Below are 17,737 nucleotides of genomic sequence, written 5' to 3' on the forward strand. Positions count from 1 at the left end.
GGCCTATTGGTCGGCGAACGGTTCCGCCCCCTGGGCGTCGGGGTTCATCCCCTCCACCGGCGCACGGCTGCGGCGGGGTCGTGCCGGAGCGTTCGCCGCCGTCGGCGTCGCGGTGTTGGCGCCGAGCCGGGTTGCGAGCGCGATCGCCCGCGCCTCGGTGAAGCGCAGGTGACAATAGCCGTGCGCGCCCTCGCGGGCATAGGTCCGGCAGGCCTGCTCGCGGTCGGAGGAGAACGCCGCCTGCTCCTGCACGATCGGGCGGACGTCGCCGCCCCGGGCCCGCTGCGTCATGATCTTGTAATTGTCCCGCACCGCCTTGTCGGCGACGCCGCGGGCGGTGTCGAACTCGCCCGCCTGCGAGAGCAGCGCGGCGGCGTTCGGTCCCCACAGGCCTGACGGCGTCGTCTCGCAATCCGCCGCCGTGAAGGTGCAGGCCGACCCCGAGCCGAGCGGCGTGGCGAGCACGCTGCCATCGAGAATCTCGAAGCGCAGCGGGCATTCGGCGCTTGCCGTCGAGAAGCGGGAGACGCCCTGCGCGCGGCCCTCGGCGCTCAGCGGCATCGGCCTGCCGCCGTCGAGCTTGACCGTGCAGTTCTCGGTCGGCTGCGAGATCTTGGTACCCGGCAGCGTCATCTGGGCGGTAAAGGCCGAGCCGCTCCGCTCGATCTTCAGTGATCCGTTCAGCCCGTTCAGCAGCAGGTCCTGACCCGCGACGTTGTCCTCGGCCGGCACCCGTAGCACCACGGGCTGGCGGGGCTGGGCCGGCGCGCTCGGCCGCGTCTCGGCGCCTTCGCCCGGTACCGGAGCGCCCGGCTCCATAGGTTGCGGCGGCGGCTGGACGGGCACGTTGCGCGGCGGCTGCGGGGGACGGGCCGCCCGCCCGATGCCGAACAGCTCCTCGAAGAAGTTCTGCGCCCGCGCCGGGGTGGCCGGGACCACGGCCAGGCCGGCAAGCACGAGCAACGCCCCCGTCGCGACGCGCAACGGGCGAGGCTTCTTCGCGAAAACCCTTTCGGACACGGGCAGGAACATCAGGCGGTCGGCCTCCCGGTTTGCCGCCACTTCACGGGCGGTATGCATGAGCCATATGCCGGTGTCCTAGCACGTCACCCGTGGCGCGGACGTGGCAGCCTGGCAACAAACAAGCCTTCCTCTCGGTGTCGCACCTCGGAAAGCGGCCCCAGCGCGGCGAAGGATGACGCCCGCCGCTCAACCGTTGAGCGCCGTTCTTGCGGCGGCGTAGCCGTCTTCTTATATGCGGCGGGACACGGGACGAGGCCTGGGAAGCACAGCCCGCCAGGGCGATGCGCTTCGGACCATCCCGTTCTCAAACCAGACGTTTTCAACCGCCATGGGTCGAGCTGCTTCGGGGCTCGGCGGTCTGCTTGAAAAATCCAACAGAGGGATCCCACCATGGGTAAAGTGATCGGTATCGACCTCGGCACCACCAATTCCTGCGTGGCCGTCATGGAAGGCACGCAGCCGCGGGTCATCGAGAATGCGGAAGGCGCCCGCACCACCCCGTCCATCGTCGCCTTCACGGACGACGGGGAGCGCCTCGTCGGCCAGCCCGCCAAGCGGCAGGCTGTGACCAATCCTGAGCGCACCTTCTTTGCGATCAAGCGTCTGATCGGCCGGACCTACGACGATCCGCTGACGCAGAAGGACAAGGGCCTCGTGCCCTACAAGATCGCCCGCGGCGACAACGGCGATGCCTGGGTCGAGGCCGACGGCAAGAAGTATTCGCCTTCGCAGATTTCCGCCTTCACCCTTCAGAAGATGAAGGAGACGGCCGAGTCGCATCTCGGCCAGCCGGTGACGCAGGCCGTCATCACGGTGCCCGCCTACTTCAACGACGCCCAGCGTCAGGCCACCAAGGATGCCGGCAAGATCGCCGGCCTCGAAGTGCTGCGCATCATCAACGAGCCGACGGCGGCGGCGCTCGCCTACGGCCTCGACAAGAAGAAGGCCGGCACCATCGCGGTCTATGACCTCGGCGGCGGCACCTTCGACGTGTCGATCCTCGAGATCGGCGACGGCGTGTTCGAGGTGAAGTCGACGAACGGCGACACCTTCCTCGGCGGCGAGGACTTCGACAACCGCGTGGTCGAGTACCTGACCGCCGAGTTCAAGAAGGAGCAGGGCATCGACCTGACCAAGGACAAGCTCGCCCTCCAGCGCCTCAAGGAAGCCGCTGAGAAGGCCAAGATCGAGCTGTCCTCGGCGACCCAGACCGAGATCAACCTGCCCTACATCACCGCCGACGCCTCCGGGCCGAAGCACCTCGCGCTCAAGCTCAGCCGCGCGAAGTTCGAGTCGCTGGTCGATGATCTCGTCCAGCGCACGATCGAGCCGTGCCGCAAGGCGCTCAAGGATGCCGGCGTCTCGGCCTCCGAGATCGACGAGGTCGTGCTCGTCGGCGGCCAGACCCGCATGCCCAAGGTGCAGGAGGTCGTGAAAGCGTTCTTCGGCAAGGAGCCCCACAAGGGCGTCAACCCGGACGAGGTCGTCGCCATCGGCGCCGCGGTCCAGGCCGGCGTGCTCCAGGGCGACGTGAAGGACGTGCTGCTCCTCGACGTGACCCCGCTCTCGCTTGGCATCGAGACGCTGGGCGGCGTGTTCACGCGGCTCATCGACCGCAACACCACGATCCCGACCAAGAAGTCCCAGGTCTTCTCCACGGCCGAGGACAACCAGAACGCGGTCACCATCCGGGTCTTCCAGGGTGAGCGCGAGATGGCGGCGGACAACAAGCTGCTCGGCCAGTTCGATCTCGTCGGCATCCCGCCAGCGCCCCGCGGCATGCCGCAGATCGAGGTGACCTTCGACATCGACGCCAACGGCATCGTCAACGTGACGGCCAAGGACAAGGCGACGAACAAGGAGCACCAGATCCGCATCCAGGCGTCGGGCGGCCTGTCGGACGCCGACATCGAGAAGATGGTCAAGGACGCCGAGGCCAATGCCGAGGCGGACAAGAAGCGGCGCGAGCTGGTCGAGGTGAAGAACCAGGGCGAGAGCCTGATCCACGCCACCGAGAAGTCGGTGTCGGAATACGGCGACAAGGTCTCGGCCGCCGACAAGGGTGCCATCGAGTCCGCCATCACCGCTCTGCGCTCCGCGCTCGAGGGTGAGGACGCCGAGGGCATCAAGGCCAAGACCAACGACCTGATGCAGGCCTCGATGAAGCTCGGCGAGGCGATGTACGCCGCCTCCCAGACCGAGGGTGCACCCGGCGCCGACGGTGCCGCGTCCACGGACGAGAAGAAGGACGACGTCATCGACGCCGACTTCCAGGAAGTGGACGAGAACGAGCGCAAGAAGCGCGCGTAAGTCCGCAAGGACGGTTCGGGAGCGGTGCGCCAGCGCCGCTCCCGACATTATTTTCATCGTCATCGGCGCGGACGGCTTGATCCTCGGGCAAGGCTCGGGGATCAACCATGCCGGGCATCCGATAGAAGCGAAGGTCGATCCGGCCTGTCCCGTTCGAGTCGGGAGGCGGATCGCGGCGCGGCCACAATCCGGCAGGAATGCCGGTCAGCGAGCCGGCAGCCGACGCGAACGAGAGGCTCCAGGGGCCGGGAATGTCGAAGCGGGACTATTACGAGGTCTTGGGCGTCGCGAAGACGGCCTCGGAGAGCGAGCTGAAGGTCGCCTTCCGCAAGCTGGCCATGGTGCATCACCCAGACCGCAATCCCGGCGACAAGGAAGCCGAGATCAAGTTCAAGGAAGTCAACGAGGCCTATCAGTGCCTCTCCGACGGCCAGAAGCGCGCGGCCTATGACCGCTTCGGTCACGCCGCCTTCAGCCAGGGCGGCGCGGGCGGGCCCGGATTCGGCAACGAGTTCGGCGACTTCATGTCGGACATCTTCGAGAATTTCTTCGGGGACGGACGCGCGGCTCCCGGCGGCGGGGCAGGGCGCGGGCGCGGCGGTGCTCCGGGCCGTGAGCGCGGCTCGGACCTGCGCTACAACCTCGAAATCAGCCTCGAAGAGGCTTTCGCGGGCAAGACCGAAACCATCCGCATCCCGACCTCGATCGCCTGCGAGACCTGCTCGGGGACGGGGGCCAAGGCGGGCTCGAAGCCACGCACCTGCTCGACCTGCGGCGGCTACGGCCGTGTGCGGGCGGCGCAGGGCTTCTTCGCCATCGAGCGGACCTGCCCGAACTGTCACGGCCGCGGCGAGGTGGTGGACGATCCCTGCACGGCCTGCTCCGGCGCGGGCCGAGTCAACCGCGAGCGCACGCTGTCGATCAACGTGCCGGCGGGCGTCGATGACGGTCTGCGCATCCGCCTCGCGGGCGAGGGCGAGAGCGGCATGCGCGGCGGGCCGGCGGGTGACCTCTACGTCTTCCTCTCGATCAAGCCGCACCCGTTCTTCCAGCGCGACGGAGCCGACCTGTTCTGCCGCGTGCCGATCTCGATGGTGACGGCCGCGCTGTCGGGCGAAATCACCGTTCCGGTGATCGACGGCTCGCAGACGCAAGTGCGCATCCCGGCCGGCACGCAGACGGGCAAGCAGTTCCGCATCAAGAGCAAGGGCATGCCGGTGCTGCGCTCACGGGAGGTCGGCGACCTCTACATCCAGGTCTCGGTGGAGACGCCGCAGAACCTCACCAAGCGCCAGCGCGAGCTGTTGCAGGAGTTCGACCAGAGCGCCTCGGACGAGAACCACCCGGAGAGTGCCGGGTTTTTCTCGAAGGTGCGTGACTTCTTCGTGAGCGGCGCGACGCGGGCGTGATCGCTCGCGGTGGACGGGATCAAACCCCGCATTCAACCGGTTATGACCGCGGCTTGCCGCCGCGGCCCCACGCCCAGCCCTTTACGGCGAAGCTTGACTGCTTACGGGTTTTCGTCGTCTAGCCTGTTCGATCCATGATGAGCCGAGGACCTTCGGACGTGCCGCCGCTTCGCCGTTCCAGTGCCCGCGCCGTCTCCGCCGCACGCACCGTCCGTGAGCGCAAAGATCCCTTGGAGGACGAGGCGCGCTTTCTGCGCTCCTGGTTCGAGCGTCCGCTCGTCACGGGCGCGGTCACACCCTCGGGACGGATGCTCGCGCGCACCATGGCCGCCTATGCCGACCCGAATGTCAGCGGCCCCGTGATCGAGCTTGGACCGGGCACCGGCCCTGTGACCGAGGCCCTGATCCGCCGCGGCTTCGATCAGGATCGGCTCGTCCTCGTCGAGTTCAACCCAGATTTCTGCACGCTGCTGCGCCGCCGCTTCCCCGGCGTGACCGTGATCTGCGGCGATGCCTACCGGATCCGCGAGACGTTGCGCGACCGGCTCGGCAGCCTCTGCGCCGCCACGATCTCCAGCCTGCCCCTGTTCACCAAGCCGCTCGAGCAGCGCTTCGAATTGCTGCAAGGCGCCCACGACCTGATGCATCCCGGCGCGCCCTTCGTGCAGTTCACCTACGCCGTCGTGCCGCCGATCCCGGCGAAGTGCGAGGCGGGCAGCTACACGGCGAGCCGCTCCAACCGCGTCTGGCTCAACCTGCCCCCAGCCCGCGTCTGGGTTTATCGGCGTCCCGAGCCGAAGGCCGGCACGGTCTGATCCTGGTCACTTCGCGAGGCCGAACCGCGAAGAGCCGGCTCCACCGCACCACGCAATCTTTGAAAAGCGGCTGACCTTATCCGGATGTTCTCGGGCGCATCTCCGGCGCAATCCGGACGATCCAGCCTGGCTTTCCAGGTGTGTCCGCCGGGCTCGAACGGACTTGTTTCCGATTGTTCGGATCGTGCTCAGTGCGCGTTCATCCGCCGGCTCCTAGCTTCGTCATCAAGGCTGTTGGGACAGCCTGATGAACGGAGGTCACACGATGTCGGACACATCCTTGGGGCGTCGAACCCGCTTCGCCTTCGCCGCACTCGCCCTGATGGCCGGCGGCCTGTTCGGCGCGAGCACCGCCAACGCTGCTCCGCTCGCGCCGGCTCCGGAAGCGGCTCTCGCCTCGGAGGCAACGGTTGAGACGGTGCAGTGGCAGCACCACCATTTCGGCCACCGTCACCATCCCCGCCATTGGGGTCACCGCCACCACCATCACGGCCATTGGGGGCATCACCGCCGCCACTGGGGCCACCGCCATCACCATCACGGCCACTGGGGGCATCACCGCCGGCATTGGGGCCACCGCCACCACTGGTAGGGCGTGAGGCGGGCTTAAGCCGCTCGCTCAGCCCAAGCGCTCCATCACGGCCTCGCGTGGCTCCGGCGGCGTTGCGCCGATCTGATAGGCCGCCCGTAGCGATGCCGCCGCCCGCTCGGCGGCGGCCTCGTCCGCGGCATAGACGATGCCGATCGGATCGTTCGGTGACAGTTGGTCGCCCGGCCGCGCGAGGCCGGTGAAACCGACGCGGGCGTCGATGGCATCCTGCGGCCGGGTGCGCCCGCCGCCGAGGCCAATCACCGCGAGGCCGATGGCGCGGGTCTCCACCGCCTCCACCATGCCCGCTTCCTGGGCCAGCACCGGTCGCACGACCGGTGCTGGGGGTAGGTGCCGGTCTGCCGCTTCGACGAAGTCACCGGGGCCGCCCAACGCCGCCACCATCCGCGCGAAGGCCTCGCAGGCCCGGCCCGAATCGAGCGCCGCCGTCAGCCGCCCCTCCGCCTCCGCGATGTTTGCGGCCAGCCCCCCGATCACCAGCATCTCGGTGGCCAGCGCCATCGTCACGGCGTGGAAGCGCGGTTCGCGGGCGCGACCAGTGAGGTAATCGACGGCATAGACCACCTCGACCGCGTTGCCGGCGCAGGAGGCCAGCGGGGCATCCATGTCGGTGATGAGCGCCCGCGTGCGCAGTCCCGCTGCGTTGGCGACCGTCACGATGCTCTCGGCGAGCGCCCGCGCATCCTCGCGACGGGCCATGAAGGCGCCGGAGCCGGTCTTCACGTCCATGACGAGGCCCTGAAGCCCCGCCGCGAGCTTCTTCGACAGGATCGATGCGGTGATGAGATCGAGCGATTCCACCGTCCCGGTGACGTCGCGGATCGCGTAGAGGCGCCGGTCGGCCGGCGCGAGGTCGGCGGTCTGGCCGATGATGGCGCAGCCGGCCTCGGCCGTGACCTTGCGGAAGCGATCGAGGCCCGGCGTCACGTCGTAGCCGGGGATGCTCGCGAGCTTGTCCAGCGTGCCGCCGGTATGTCCGAGGCCGCGCCCTGAGATCATCGGCACGTAGCCGCCGCAGGCCGCGACCATCGCGGCGAGCGGAAGGCTTACGGTGTCACCGACGCCGCCGGTGGAGTGCTTGTCGAGGACGGGGCCGGGCAGATCCCACGCGAGCACCGTGCCCGAATGCGTCATGGCGCGGGTCAGGGCCACGCGCTCGTCGAGCGAGAGGCCGCGGAAGAACACCGCCATGGCAAACGCCGCGGCCTGCCCCTCGGTGACCTGATCCTGCGTCAGCCCCTCGATGAAGCCCGCGATGTCGGCCTCCGACAGGGCATGTCCGTCGCGCTTGTCGCGGATAATCTCCTGGGGGAGCCTCATCGGGCAGCCTCCTCGGCACGCACGAGTTCGGCGTGGAGCGCGCTGGCTCCGATGCGGAAGGTGTTCGGGCTCACCCAATCCGCCCCCATCATCCGGTCGGCGAGCGCGAGATACGCGGCGGCGTCCTCGACCCGGCGCAGGCCGCCCGAGACCTTGAGCCCCACCGGCCGGTCGCCACCGTGTGTGCGGATCGCCTCCAGCATGATCTCGGCCGCCGGCAGCGTCGCCGAGACCGCTGTCTTGCCGGTGGATGTCTTGATGAAATCGGCCCCGGCTTCGAGCGACAGTCGGCTCGCCTGCGCGATCAGGCCCGGGTCTTCGAGTTCGCCGGTCTCGAGAATCACCTTCAGAAGCTGGCCGCCACAGGCCGCGCGCACGGCCTCCACCATCGTGCGGGCGCTCTCCGCGTCGCCCCGGATCAACGCTCGATACGGTAGGACGAGGTCGATCTCGTCGGCGCCGTCCGCGAGCGTGGCCCGGGTCTCCGCGACCGTGCGCTCCACCGCCTCGCGGCCTTCCGGGAAATTGACGACGGTGGCGACCCGAACGCCACTTCCGCGAAGGCCGCGGACCGAATCGGCGACGAAACGCGTCCAGACGCAGACGGCCGCGACCCCACTCGCGCGGGCCTTCTCGCACAGGTCTTCGACGGCGGCGGTGGTGCAGGCGTCGCTCAGGTCGGTGAGATCGAGCAGCGGCAGGGCGCGTCGCGCCAGATCCGCCCTGACTCGGGCCGCATCCTGCGGGGGGAGGGGGCTGAAGCGGTCATCCGTGTTCCCTACGCTTCGGGCAGCCGGCCGACGAAGCCGGCGGCGAGCCGGGCGAGATCCGCCCCGGCGCGGGCGGCGACCGCCTTGGTTTCGGCATGGTGCGGGTCTCCGCCCGCGATCCCCGCCGCAAGGTTCGTCACCACCGAGATCGCGGCCACCGGCATGCCGAGGAACCGGGCGAGGATCGTCTCCGGCACAGTGGACATGCCGACGAGGTCGGCGCCGAGAATCCCGGCCATGCGCACCTCGGCCGGCGTCTCGAAACTCGGGCCCGAGAACCATGCGTAGACGCCGGAAGGCAGCGGCAGCCCAGTCTCCTCGGCCGCCGCACTGAGGTGAGCGCGCAGGCCCGGATCGTAGGCCTCCGTCATCGGCACGAAGCGGGCGTCGCTCGGCTCCCCGATCAGGGGATTGAGGCCTGACAAGTTGATGTGGTCGGCCAGCATCACGAGGCGGCCGGGGCCGATCTCCGGGCGCAGCGAACCGGCAGCGTTGGTGAGCAGCAGCCGCGCCGCGCCGAGCGCCCGCGCGGCGGCGAGCGGCACCCGCATGGCGGCAGCGTTGCCGGTCTCGTAGGCGTGGGTCCGCCCCTCGAACACGAGCACCGGCCGCCCCGACAGACGCCCGCGATGCAGCCGCCCGCCATGGCCGCTCACACCGGGGGCGGGAAAGCCGGGAATCGCCGCGTAATCGAGGCTGACGCGATCCGTGACCGCCTCGACCAGGGCACCGAGCCCGGTCCCCGTCACGATCGCCAGGGCGTAGGGGCCGGCAAAGCCTGCCGCGCGCAGAGGAGCGATGGCCGCGTCGTCAGGCGCCATGGACGAAATGCTCCGGGCCGAAGGAGGCGGGCAGCAATTGCTCCAGCGTGTAGCGCGCCCGCACGCCGTCGGGACCGGCCGAGACGATCGGCGTGTCGGGACGCGCGAATTCCCGGATGCGCTGGCGGCAGGCGCCGCAGGGCGTCACCGGGGCGGGACTGTCGGCCAGGACGAGGATCGCCCGGATCTGCCGGCCGCCGGCCGCGATCATCGCGGCGATGGCGCCGGCTTCGGCGCAGGTGCCGACGGGGTAGGCGGCGTTCTCGACGTTGCAGCCGGCATGGACGCCGCCCGCGTCATCGACCAAGGCGGCGCCGACGGCGAAGCTCGAATAGGGCGCATGGGCCCGTGCGCGCACGGCGGTGGCCGCCGCGAACAGGGCGTCGAAATCGGGCTCGGTCACGGATGAGGCCTGAGCGGTTCGCGGTGCATCCTGCGGTTTGGCCCGAGGAAAGGGGCCGTGTCGAGGGGGCAACGGTCGACAGAGGCGCGCACGGCTTCTAAGGCAGGCCGATCGCGCGCGGGCGCGGCACCGGGAGCCCACACAATGCTCGGACGCTACGATCGGGGATCGACCGGCGGCGAAGCCAAGGTCGAGTACGGCGACGGCACCATGCGAGTGGTCAAGCCCGGCACCTACGTCCGCTGCGCCGTGACCGGCGAGCCGATCGCCCTCGACGCCCTGCGCTACTGGAACGTCGATCGCCAGGAGGCCTATGCCACCCCCGAGGCGGCGATGCAGCGCCTCAAGGAGACCGGCGCGGCGCGTTGACGGCAGGACGGGCCGTCCGCCGCCCGACCTCGACCGACTGGGTCGGACCGCCTTCGGTTCCTGCCGGTGAACGGCGCCCGCGTCAGGCGCGCGGGAAGGCCGCTGCGAGCTGTTGGCGGAGCCGCGTTTCGTCGGCAAAAGCGAGGGTGACCCGCAACACGGCCACCGCCGCGCGCGCCTCGGCCGGCAGGCGGACCGCGTCCTTCTCCGTCGTGACGAGGCAGGCGCCCTCGCGCGCGGCGAGCGCCGACAACGCCACCCAATCGCCCGGCCGATAGGGATGATGGTCGGGGAAGGCCCGTTCCGCCACGATCTCGGCGCCCAGGCTCCGCAGCGTCTCGAAGAACTTCTGCGGACGGCCGATCCCGGCAAAGGCGACGACGCGGCGGCCGGCCCAGTCCGGCCCGGCTTCGGGAACGAGACGGGCACGGTGGACCGGCAGGCCGCGGCTCTCCGCCTCGGCCGCCGCCGCCTCGCCGGGGCTGCCCTCGCCGACCAGCACGAGGCCGGCGACATGGGACCATTGCCGGGCCAGCGGCGCGCGCAGCGGCCCGGCGGGGAAGGGCAGGCCGTTGCCGAGGCCAGCACCCCCATCGACCACCGCGAGCGCGAGCGTCTTGGTCAGACTCGGATTCTGCAGGCCGTCATCCATGACGATCACGTCGGCGCCGGACGCCGCACAGAGGCGGGCGCCGGCCGGACGGTCGCGAGCGACGATGGTGGGCGCCGCCTGCGCCAGAAGCAGCGGCTCGTCGCCGACTTCCGCCGCCGCGTGCCGCGCGGGATCGACGACCAGCGGCCCGGCGAGCCGGCCGCCATAGCCCCGACTCAGCAGGGCGGGCGTTCGGCCGAGATCGCGCAGCAGGCGGACGAGGGCGAGGGCCGTCGGCGTCTTGCCGGCGCCGCCGAGGGTGAAGTTGCCGACGCACAGGACGGGGCAGGGCGGTGTTGCGCCGGGCCGGTCCATCCGGTTGGCGGTCAGGCCGCCATAGACCCGGCCGGCGGGGGCCAGCAGCCGCGCGAGCAGATGTGTGGGCGGCCGGAACCAGAAGCCGGGCGGGCGCATCGCGGCCTCAGTCGCGCTCGCGCGCGGAGAGCTTCATCTGCGCGACGTAGGGTTCGAGCACCGCGAAAGTGCGCGCCACCGCGCCCTCGAAGGGCAAGAGCGCGGCCTGGCCCTTGGCCCACATCGCCGCCAGCGCGCGCGGGTCGGCGACCAGTTCGCCGACGGCCTTGAGCAGTTCCGCCTCATCCGCAACCCTGCGCGCGCCGCCCCTGGTGTCGAGCGCGCCATAGGGTTCGTGGAAGTTGTGGACATGCGGTCCATGCAGGATCGCGCTGTCCAGGCGCACCGGCTCGATCGGGTTCTGGCCGCCATGCGGCACCAGTGAACCGCCGAGGAAGACCAGGGGGCAGAGCCGGTAGAACAGGCCGAGTTCGCCGATCGTGTCGGCGACGTAGAGGTCGATCGAGGGCAGCGGACGCCCGCCCTTGGCGCGCCGGCTCACCCGCAGGCCGGCGGCGGTGGCAATCCGCGCCGCCTCCTCGCCCCGGCGCGGATGGCGCGGCACGATCACCGTCAGCAGGCGCAGGAAACGCGCCTTCAGGCTGGCATGGACACGGGCGACGACCTCGTCCTCGCCGGCATGGGTGCTGGCCGCGACCCAGACGGGCCGATCCCCGATCATGTCGCCAAGATAGGCAAGCTGCTGCGAATCGGCGGGTGGCACGGCCGAATCGTATTTGAGATTGCCGACGACGTTGATGCGCGGCGCACCGAGCCGGGCGAAGCGCTCGCCGTCCTCGCGGGTCTGGACGAGGCAGACCGCGATCCGCGCCAGCAGCGCCCGGGCGGTGTCGGGCGAGCGCGTCCAGGCCTTGAACGAACGCTCCGACATCCGGCCGTTGACGAGCACCAGCGGGATGCCCCGGCGGTGCAGCGACACGATGGTGTTGGGCCAGATCTCGGATTCGGCGACGATGGCGAGATCGGGCTGCCAATGCGCGAGGAAGCGCTCGATCCAGCGCGGCGCGTCGAGCGGCATGTATTGATGCACGGCGCCGGGGGGCAGGCGCTTGCTCAGCAGGTCGGCGGCGCTGCGCGTGCCGGTGGTGACGAGAACCGAGCAGCCGCGGGCGATCATGCCCTCGATCAGCCCGACGAGGGAGAGCGCCTCGCCGATGCTCGCCCCGTGCATCCACACGAGATGACCCACCGGCCGCGCCCGGCCGGGCAGGCCGCGGCGCTCGGACAGCCGGACCGGATCCTCCTTGCCCCGGCGCGAGCGCCACGCCAGCAGCCCGGCCACGGCGGGTTCGCCGAGATAGAGTCCGTAGCGGTAGGCGCGCAGGGCGACGGGGAGCTTCGGGACCCTCACGCCGGACTGCCCTGCGATGCGGGCGCGGACACGCCGCCGACCCGGTCCGGCCGGCCGACGAGGGTGTAGGCCCGGTCGTGGACGCGGTTCAGCTCGTCTTGCACCCGTTGCCGCAAGGCATCGACCTCCTCGGGCGTGACCTCGCGGGGGACGAAGGTCGCCTCGCCGAACACCATGGCGCCGCGGCCGAAGGGCAGGCCGAGGCAGGCCCGGTCCCAGGAATTGAAACGGATGTGCCGGCTCGTCACCACCGCCACCGGAACGATGGGCGCGCCGGAGAAGCGCGCGAGCAGGATGATGCCGGCGTCGCACACGCGGGAGACCTTGGGTACGTCGGCCGAAAACGCGACGGTCTCGCCGCCCTTCAGCGCCTTGACCATGGCCCGCAGGCCCTCGGCGCCGCCCTTGGCGCGGGCATCCTTGACCGCGCGACCGCGGGCGCCGGAGGCGCGCATCACCCGCACCCCCATCCGCGTCAGGGCCATGGTGTTGATGTTGCCGTCGGGCGAGCGGGAGATGATCGTGGCGACCCGGTCCTGCGGACGGCTCATGAACGAGATCATGATGTGCTGGCCATGCCACATGGCCGCGATGAACGGGCCGAACGCATCGAGCCGCGCATAGGCGTCTGCCGGCTCCAGGGTGAAGCGGTTGGTGCGCCGGACGAGCCGGAGATAGCCCGAGGCCAGATGGCTGAGCGCCCATTGGACGCTCGGCTTGCGGCCGATGGTCTTGATCAGGCCCATGGGTTCTGACCGCTCTGTCCCGATTCGCTCAATCGACCGACCGTCGGCCTCCCGCGCCGACATGCGGGGTCGGCGGCTGTCTAGACCCGACCGTACGGTGGACGCAACGGAGCCGCTCCCAGATATTAACTTGTGTTATACGAAGCCAGCAACGCAAAGCCAAGTCGGCATCGGGGTTGATGCCGCAGGATGCCGGATATTGACGCCGGCCCGCGTTGCCGCGATGCGGGGTCGCGTATGTTCCGTCTTGCTCATCTCACCGATCCCCATGTCGGACCGCTGCCGCGGCCGCGCCTGCGCCAGCTTCTCAGCAAGCGGGCGGCCGGCTACGTGAACTGGCGTCGGGGCCGCAGCCGCCACCACGACATGGACCTGCTCGGCGCCCTCATCGCCGACCTGCACGGCCAGGGCGTCGACCATGTCGCCTGCACCGGTGACCTGTGCAATCTCGGCCTTCCGGACGAATGGGAGAGCGCGCGGGTGTTTCTCGAAGCGCTGGGTCCGGCGGACCGCGTGAGCTTCGTGCCGGGCAACCACGACGCCTACGTCCGCGGCTCGCTGGAGGGGCTGCTCGCCGCGTGCGGCGGCTGGACCGAGGCCGACGACGGGCAGATCCGCCTCTTTCCCTATCTGCGGCGGCGGGGGCCGCTCGCCCTGGTGGGGCTGTCCTCGGCGATCCCGACCAAGCCGTTCGTCGCGAGCGGCCGGCTCGGGCCGGTGCAGATCGAGGCGGCCGAACGCATGCTGCGCGACCTCGCCACAGCGCCGGATCGGCCCTGCCGCGTGGTGATGATCCACCACCCGCCCCATCCAGGCGGGGCGGCCTCGGGACGCGAATTGAAGGATGCGGCCGCCTTCGCCGCGATGATCGGCCGGGCCGGGGCGGACCTGATCCTGCACGGGCACAACCATGTCGGCACCGTGGCTCGGATCACCGGGCCCGACGGGCGGCCGGTGCCGGTGGTCGGCGCGCCCTCGGCTTCGGCGCGCACGCTGCTGACCAACCGGCGCGCCTCCTACTACCTCTACACCGTCACGCCGGGTGAGAACGGCTTTCGGATCGCGGTGACCGAGCGCGGCCTCGACGAGGCCGGCGGCATCGGCGAGCTGTCCGGCTTCGACATCGAGACACCGCCTGCGGACCGGATCGGACTGGTCCATCGGCGGCGCCAGCGCCACACCTGAGCCGACCCGGACGGGTCAGAGCGCGCCCATCTTCGACAGGCCGTTGGCCCGGGGCAGGGGACGCAGCAGGCTCTTCACCTGGGAGAACGGCCGCGGCCGGTTGATCACTTCGTCGAGGCGCGACCACAGGGTCTTGGGCGAGAACGGCTTGGAGATGATCTCGTTGACGCCCAGCGCGATCGCCCGATCGACCACGTTGCGGCGCGGCTGGGCCAGCATGAGGATGATCGGCACGGTCGGCGAGGGCGAGGTGGCCGGGGTTCTGGCGAGCCGGATGAACTCCTCGCCCGACAGGATCGCCAAGTCCCAATCGATGATCGTGAGATCGGGCTTGCTCTCGGCGAGCACGCCGAGCGCCTCCGCGCCGTCGGGCGCCTCCAGCACGCGCTTGATGCCGACGCGCATCAGCATGTCGCGCACGATGCGGCGGATGTAGAGGCTCTCGTCCACGACGAGGGCGGAGAGATCCGGAAAGGTCGGAGTTGCGATCATCGGCAGCCGGTGCCCGGCTCGAATCCGGGCCGTTTCGCGGCGAAACTAACCCCGTTGGGTTTGCGTTTTCCTAAAGCGCGGCCGAGTGCGCGGGAATCAGAGGCGAGAATCGTCCCCCTCTGCGCCCCCTGCGTGCAAGCGTGATTCGGAACGGACGGGATCCCAAAGGGGGTACGTACGCAGTTTCACCGCGAAAATGCGGAGCCTACAGCACGGATCGGTTAGAAGAACCTTGCGGTATGGGCGGGATTGCGTCAGACCTGAGGCATCGCTCCCGGTAGCCGCAGCCGGGGGGATGATAGTGCGGCGCGTCGGCTGTCTCGAGATAGCGCGCACGCGGTATTCGAGACTTGGCGGGCGGACGGTTTTTGCGAGCTTTCAATGGGACGTGGTCGTGATTTCAGGGGGCCGCAGAAGCGCGGCTTCGACGAGGGTGGTTCCGAGCCGCGTTGGCCCGATGAACTGCCCCCGAGCGGTGGTGACCGCTTCGGCGGCGGCGGTAGCGCCGGCGGCAACCGCTTCGGCGGCGGTGGTGGTGGTTACGGCGGCGGCGGCGGTGGCGGCTTCGACCGCGGCCCGGCGCGCGCAGCGGCTGCACCGACGGGACCGGAGCGTGATGCGACGGTCAAGTGGTTCAACAAGGAGAAGGGCTTCGGCTTCGTGGAGCTCGGCGACGGCTCCGGCGATGCCTTCCTCCACATCCGCGCGGTCGAGGCCGCCGGTCACGACGACCTCCTTCCCGGCACACGCCTGACGGTCCAGACCGCCCAGGGCCAGAAGGGCCCGCAGGTCACCGCAGTGAACAGCGTCGACACCTCCACGGCCGAGGCGGCTCCGCCCCGGCGCGAGGCCCCGCGCTTCGGCGGCGGCGGTGATCGCTTCGGTGGTGGCGGCGGTGGCGACCGCTTCGGCGGCGGCGGCGACCGTTTCGGTGGCGGCAGCCGTGACCGCTTCGGCGGCGCGGGTGCTGGCGGCGGCGGCGGTGGACGCTTCGCCTCCGGCCCGTCGGTCGAGATGACCGGCACCGTGAAGTGGTACGATCCGGCCAAGGGCTTCGGCTTCGTCTCGGTGAACGACGGCGGCAAGGACGTGTTCGTGCACCGCTCGGCGCTCTCCCGCGCCGGCCTCGACTCGCTGGCCGAAGGCCAGCAGGTCACCCTCGGCGTGGTCGAGGGCCAGAAGGGCCGCGAGGCCTCGAGCATCACCGTCGAATACTAATCGACGCGGGGCGCCCAGCGGCCCGAACGAAAGCTTACGAAGCGGCGGCCTCAGGGCCGCCGTTTTCGTTTGTCGGGTTGGCCGTCTCGGCTGGCTTCGGCCGGCAACGACGATGAGGGAAAACGCGATGCGTCGGACCGTCAGCGCGCTCGGCCTGTTCCTCCTGTGCACGGCCCCCGCCGCGGCGGAGGATTTCTCCGGCTTCTACGCGGGGGTGAATGCGGGCTGGGCGTTCGAACGCGGCGGCGACCGGGATCTGTCCGTACCGGGGGCACCGGGGGCGGCCAAGCCGGAGGAGGGGCTCCCGCCGAGCGTGGCGCGGGTTCAGGAGCGGCAGTTGCCGGCTCCCGCGCATCCGGCCGGGCGCCGCTGAACAGCGAGCGCTCCATCGCAGAACAGGGCCAAAGCGGCGATCGCCGCCCCCTGAAGGCCGTCAGACGTTGCGGCCGTACCGCTCGGCCACCAGGGCGTAGGCGAGGCGGGCGGTCTGGACCTCCCCGCCCTCCGGCCGGCCCGGCTTGGTCGAGGGATTCCAGCCGTAGAGGTCGAAATGTACGTGCGCCTGGGTCCGGCGCACGAAGCGGCGCAGGAACAGGGCGGCGGTGATCGCCCCGGCAAAGCCGCCGCCCGGCGCGTTGTTGAGGTCGGCGACCTTCGAATCGAGCAGGCTCGCATAGGGCAGGTGCAGAGGCAGGCGCCAGACCGGATCGTTGACGCGCAGGCCCGCTTCCGCGACTGCAGCCGCCAGCCCCTCGTCCTCGGTGAAGAAGGCCGGCAGATCGGGGCCCAGCGCCACGCGGGCGGCGCCGGTCAGCGTCGCGAAATCGAGGATAAGGTCCGGCGCCTCGGCATCGGCCAGCGCCAGCGCGTCGGCGAGGATCAAGCGCCCCTCCGCGTCGGTGTTACCGATCTCGACGGTGAGGCCGGCGCGGGAGCGGATCACGTCGCCGGGCCGGAAGGCATCGCCGGCAATGGCGTTCTCGACACTCGGCACGATCAGCCGCAGCCGCACGGGCAGGCCGGCGCCCATGATCATCTCGGCCGCCGCCAGGGCCGCGGCAGCGCCGCCCATATCCTTCTTCATCAGCAGCATGTTGGAGGCCGGCTTGATGTCGAGCCCACCGGTGTCGAACACGACGCCCTTGCCGACCAGCGTCACCCGCGGCGCGTCCTCGGCCCCCCAGGTCAGATCGATGAGGCGGGGCACCCGCGGCGAGGCGGCGCCGACGGCGTGGACGAGAGGAAACTCTTTCTCGAGATCCGCGCCGATGGTCACGGAGACCGTCGCACCGAACCGCTCGCCCAGCGCTCGCACGGCCGCCTCGACTTCGGCCGGTCCGAGATCGTTCGCCGGGGTGTTGACGAGGTCGCGTCCGGCCGCGACCGCAGCCGCGAGCCGTTCGATCGCCGCCGCGTCGATTCCGTCCGGGGCGACGAGGCGTGGGCGCGGCTCGCCCGGTTTACGGTAGCGCTCGAACCGGTAGCTGCCGAGCAGCCACGCCAGCGCCGCCTCGCTCTCATTGAGATCGTCGCACGGCTCGAACCGGTAATTGCCCGGGGGCAGGGCGCCCGGCAGCTTGCCGGCGAGAAAGCGGTCGCGACCGCCCGCCTTCGCGTCGCCCAGGCCGAACAGCACGCGGCCGAGGCCACCGTCCTCTCCGGGTAGGAGGGCGACGCGGCCGGCCTTGGGGGCAAAGCCGGTGGCGTCGGCAAAGCTGCGCTGGAGCGGCGGCAATCCGGCGGCGACGGCGCCCCGTCCTTCCTCCGTCACGCAGCGGATCGGAACCGCATCCGAGCCTGCATCGAGAAGGGAGGGGCCGTGCTGCGAGAGAGGTGCGGACATGGAAAATAAGCTTAACCGGCCATTA

The 17,737-nt window shown here is 70.5% G+C and carries 18 protein-coding genes; 8 read left to right on the plus strand and 10 right to left on the minus strand.

The genetic code is table 11. From position 1 onward, the window contains the following. Positions 1–3: 3 nt before the first annotated feature. Positions 4–1,080 carry a hypothetical protein gene (locus MSPGM_RS14805; RefSeq protein ID WP_003603959.1) on the minus strand — a complete coding sequence of 359 codons (1,077 nt, stop codon included), beginning with the start codon at positions 1,078–1,080 and terminating at the stop codon, positions 4–6. Positions 1,081–1,413: 333 nt separating this feature from the next. Between MSPGM_RS14805 and dnaK the strand changes: the two genes are divergently transcribed. The 4 genes from dnaK to MSPGM_RS14825 all read left to right on the plus strand — a co-directional run bounded on the left by dnaK (position 1,414) and on the right by MSPGM_RS14825 (position 6,149). Next, the gene (gene dnaK / locus MSPGM_RS14810; RefSeq protein WP_003603957.1) at positions 1,414–3,333 is read left to right on the plus strand and encodes a molecular chaperone DnaK; all 1,920 of its coding nucleotides are present in this window, start codon (positions 1,414–1,416) and stop codon (positions 3,331–3,333) included. 251 nt (positions 3,334–3,584) lie between these two features. Then, entirely contained in the window at positions 3,585–4,742 is a 1,158-nt protein-coding gene (gene dnaJ / locus MSPGM_RS14815; RefSeq protein WP_003603955.1) for a molecular chaperone DnaJ, read from the plus strand. A 158-nt stretch (positions 4,743–4,900) separates the two neighbouring features. Then, complete coding sequence (locus MSPGM_RS14820; RefSeq protein ID WP_003603953.1) at positions 4,901–5,557, plus strand: class I SAM-dependent methyltransferase; 657 nt, start codon at positions 4,901–4,903, stop codon at positions 5,555–5,557. Between the two features lie 265 nt (positions 5,558–5,822). After that, on the plus strand, positions 5,823–6,149 hold the full coding sequence (locus tag MSPGM_RS14825) for a hypothetical protein (protein WP_003603952.1): 327 nt from the start codon (positions 5,823–5,825) through the stop codon (positions 6,147–6,149). 27 nt (positions 6,150–6,176) lie between these two features. Here MSPGM_RS14825 and deoA read toward each other — a convergent pair whose 3' ends face one another. The 4 genes from deoA to cdd form a co-directional block, all read right to left on the minus strand. Further along, entirely contained in the window at positions 6,177–7,487 is a 1,311-nt protein-coding gene (gene deoA, locus MSPGM_RS14830) for a thymidine phosphorylase (protein WP_003603951.1), read from the minus strand. Further along, positions 7,484–8,203 (minus strand): deoxyribose-phosphate aldolase, encoded by a 720-nt coding sequence (gene deoC, locus MSPGM_RS14835; protein WP_261926405.1) that lies wholly within the window; start codon positions 8,201–8,203, stop codon positions 7,484–7,486. Before deoC ends, deoA begins: the two co-directional genes overlap by 4 nt. A gap of 62 nt (positions 8,204–8,265) precedes the next feature. Then, the gene (locus tag MSPGM_RS14840; RefSeq protein ID WP_261925690.1) at positions 8,266–9,078 is read right to left on the minus strand and encodes a purine-nucleoside phosphorylase; all 813 of its coding nucleotides are present in this window, start codon (positions 9,076–9,078) and stop codon (positions 8,266–8,268) included. Next, positions 9,068–9,481 carry a cytidine deaminase gene (gene cdd / locus MSPGM_RS14845; protein WP_003607559.1) on the minus strand — a complete coding sequence of 138 codons (414 nt, stop codon included), beginning with the start codon at positions 9,479–9,481 and terminating at the stop codon, positions 9,068–9,070. The genes MSPGM_RS14840 and cdd overlap by 11 nt, the downstream gene beginning before the upstream one ends. 144 nt (positions 9,482–9,625) lie before the next feature. Between cdd and MSPGM_RS14850 the strand changes: the two genes are divergently transcribed. Beyond that, positions 9,626–9,850: a DUF2093 domain-containing protein gene (locus MSPGM_RS14850; protein WP_003607557.1), complete on the plus strand. Its 225-nt coding sequence runs from the start codon at positions 9,626–9,628 to the stop codon at positions 9,848–9,850. An 82-nt stretch (positions 9,851–9,932) separates the two neighbouring features. Here the strand turns inward: MSPGM_RS14850 and lpxK are convergent, their stop codons facing one another. From lpxK to MSPGM_RS14865, 3 genes are read right to left on the minus strand one after another with little or no spacing between them, the layout of a single operon-like run. Next, on the minus strand, positions 9,933–10,916 hold the full coding sequence (gene lpxK / locus MSPGM_RS14855) for a tetraacyldisaccharide 4'-kinase (protein WP_012753203.1): 984 nt from the start codon (positions 10,914–10,916) through the stop codon (positions 9,933–9,935). A 7-nt stretch (positions 10,917–10,923) separates the two neighbouring features. Continuing rightward, positions 10,924–12,228 (minus strand): 3-deoxy-D-manno-octulosonic acid transferase, encoded by a 1,305-nt coding sequence (locus MSPGM_RS14860; RefSeq protein ID WP_003606674.1) that lies wholly within the window; start codon positions 12,226–12,228, stop codon positions 10,924–10,926. Continuing rightward, complete coding sequence (locus tag MSPGM_RS14865; protein WP_003606673.1) at positions 12,225–12,974, minus strand: lysophospholipid acyltransferase family protein; 750 nt, start codon at positions 12,972–12,974, stop codon at positions 12,225–12,227. Before MSPGM_RS14865 ends, MSPGM_RS14860 begins: the two co-directional genes overlap by 4 nt. Before the next feature lie 237 nt (positions 12,975–13,211). On the opposite strand from MSPGM_RS14865, the gene MSPGM_RS14870 reads away from it, so the two are divergent. After that, a complete protein-coding gene (locus MSPGM_RS14870; RefSeq protein WP_003606672.1) occupies positions 13,212–14,159 on the plus strand; it encodes a metallophosphoesterase family protein in 948 nt (315 codons plus the stop codon). A 15-nt stretch (positions 14,160–14,174) separates the two neighbouring features. Here MSPGM_RS14870 and MSPGM_RS14875 read toward each other — a convergent pair whose 3' ends face one another. Next, a complete protein-coding gene (locus MSPGM_RS14875) occupies positions 14,175–14,651 on the minus strand; it encodes a response regulator (RefSeq protein ID WP_003606671.1) in 477 nt (158 codons plus the stop codon). A gap of 381 nt (positions 14,652–15,032) precedes the next feature. On the opposite strand from MSPGM_RS14875, the gene MSPGM_RS25370 reads away from it, so the two are divergent. Then, positions 15,033–15,869 carry a cold-shock protein gene (locus MSPGM_RS25370; RefSeq protein WP_012753204.1) on the plus strand — a complete coding sequence of 279 codons (837 nt, stop codon included), beginning with the start codon at positions 15,033–15,035 and terminating at the stop codon, positions 15,867–15,869. A gap of 127 nt (positions 15,870–15,996) precedes the next feature. Beyond that, on the plus strand, positions 15,997–16,242 hold the full coding sequence (locus MSPGM_RS14890; protein WP_003599327.1) for a hypothetical protein: 246 nt from the start codon (positions 15,997–15,999) through the stop codon (positions 16,240–16,242). Between the two features lie 60 nt (positions 16,243–16,302). On the opposite strand, the gene MSPGM_RS14895 is transcribed toward MSPGM_RS14890, so the two are convergent. After that, positions 16,303–17,712 (minus strand): leucyl aminopeptidase family protein, encoded by a 1,410-nt coding sequence (locus MSPGM_RS14895; protein ID WP_003599325.1) that lies wholly within the window; start codon positions 17,710–17,712, stop codon positions 16,303–16,305. Positions 17,713–17,737 lie beyond the last annotated feature (25 nt).

The organism is Methylorubrum sp. GM97 (assembly GCF_024347855.1).
Classification (GTDB): domain Bacteria; phylum Pseudomonadota; class Alphaproteobacteria; order Rhizobiales; family Beijerinckiaceae; genus Methylobacterium; species Methylobacterium extorquens.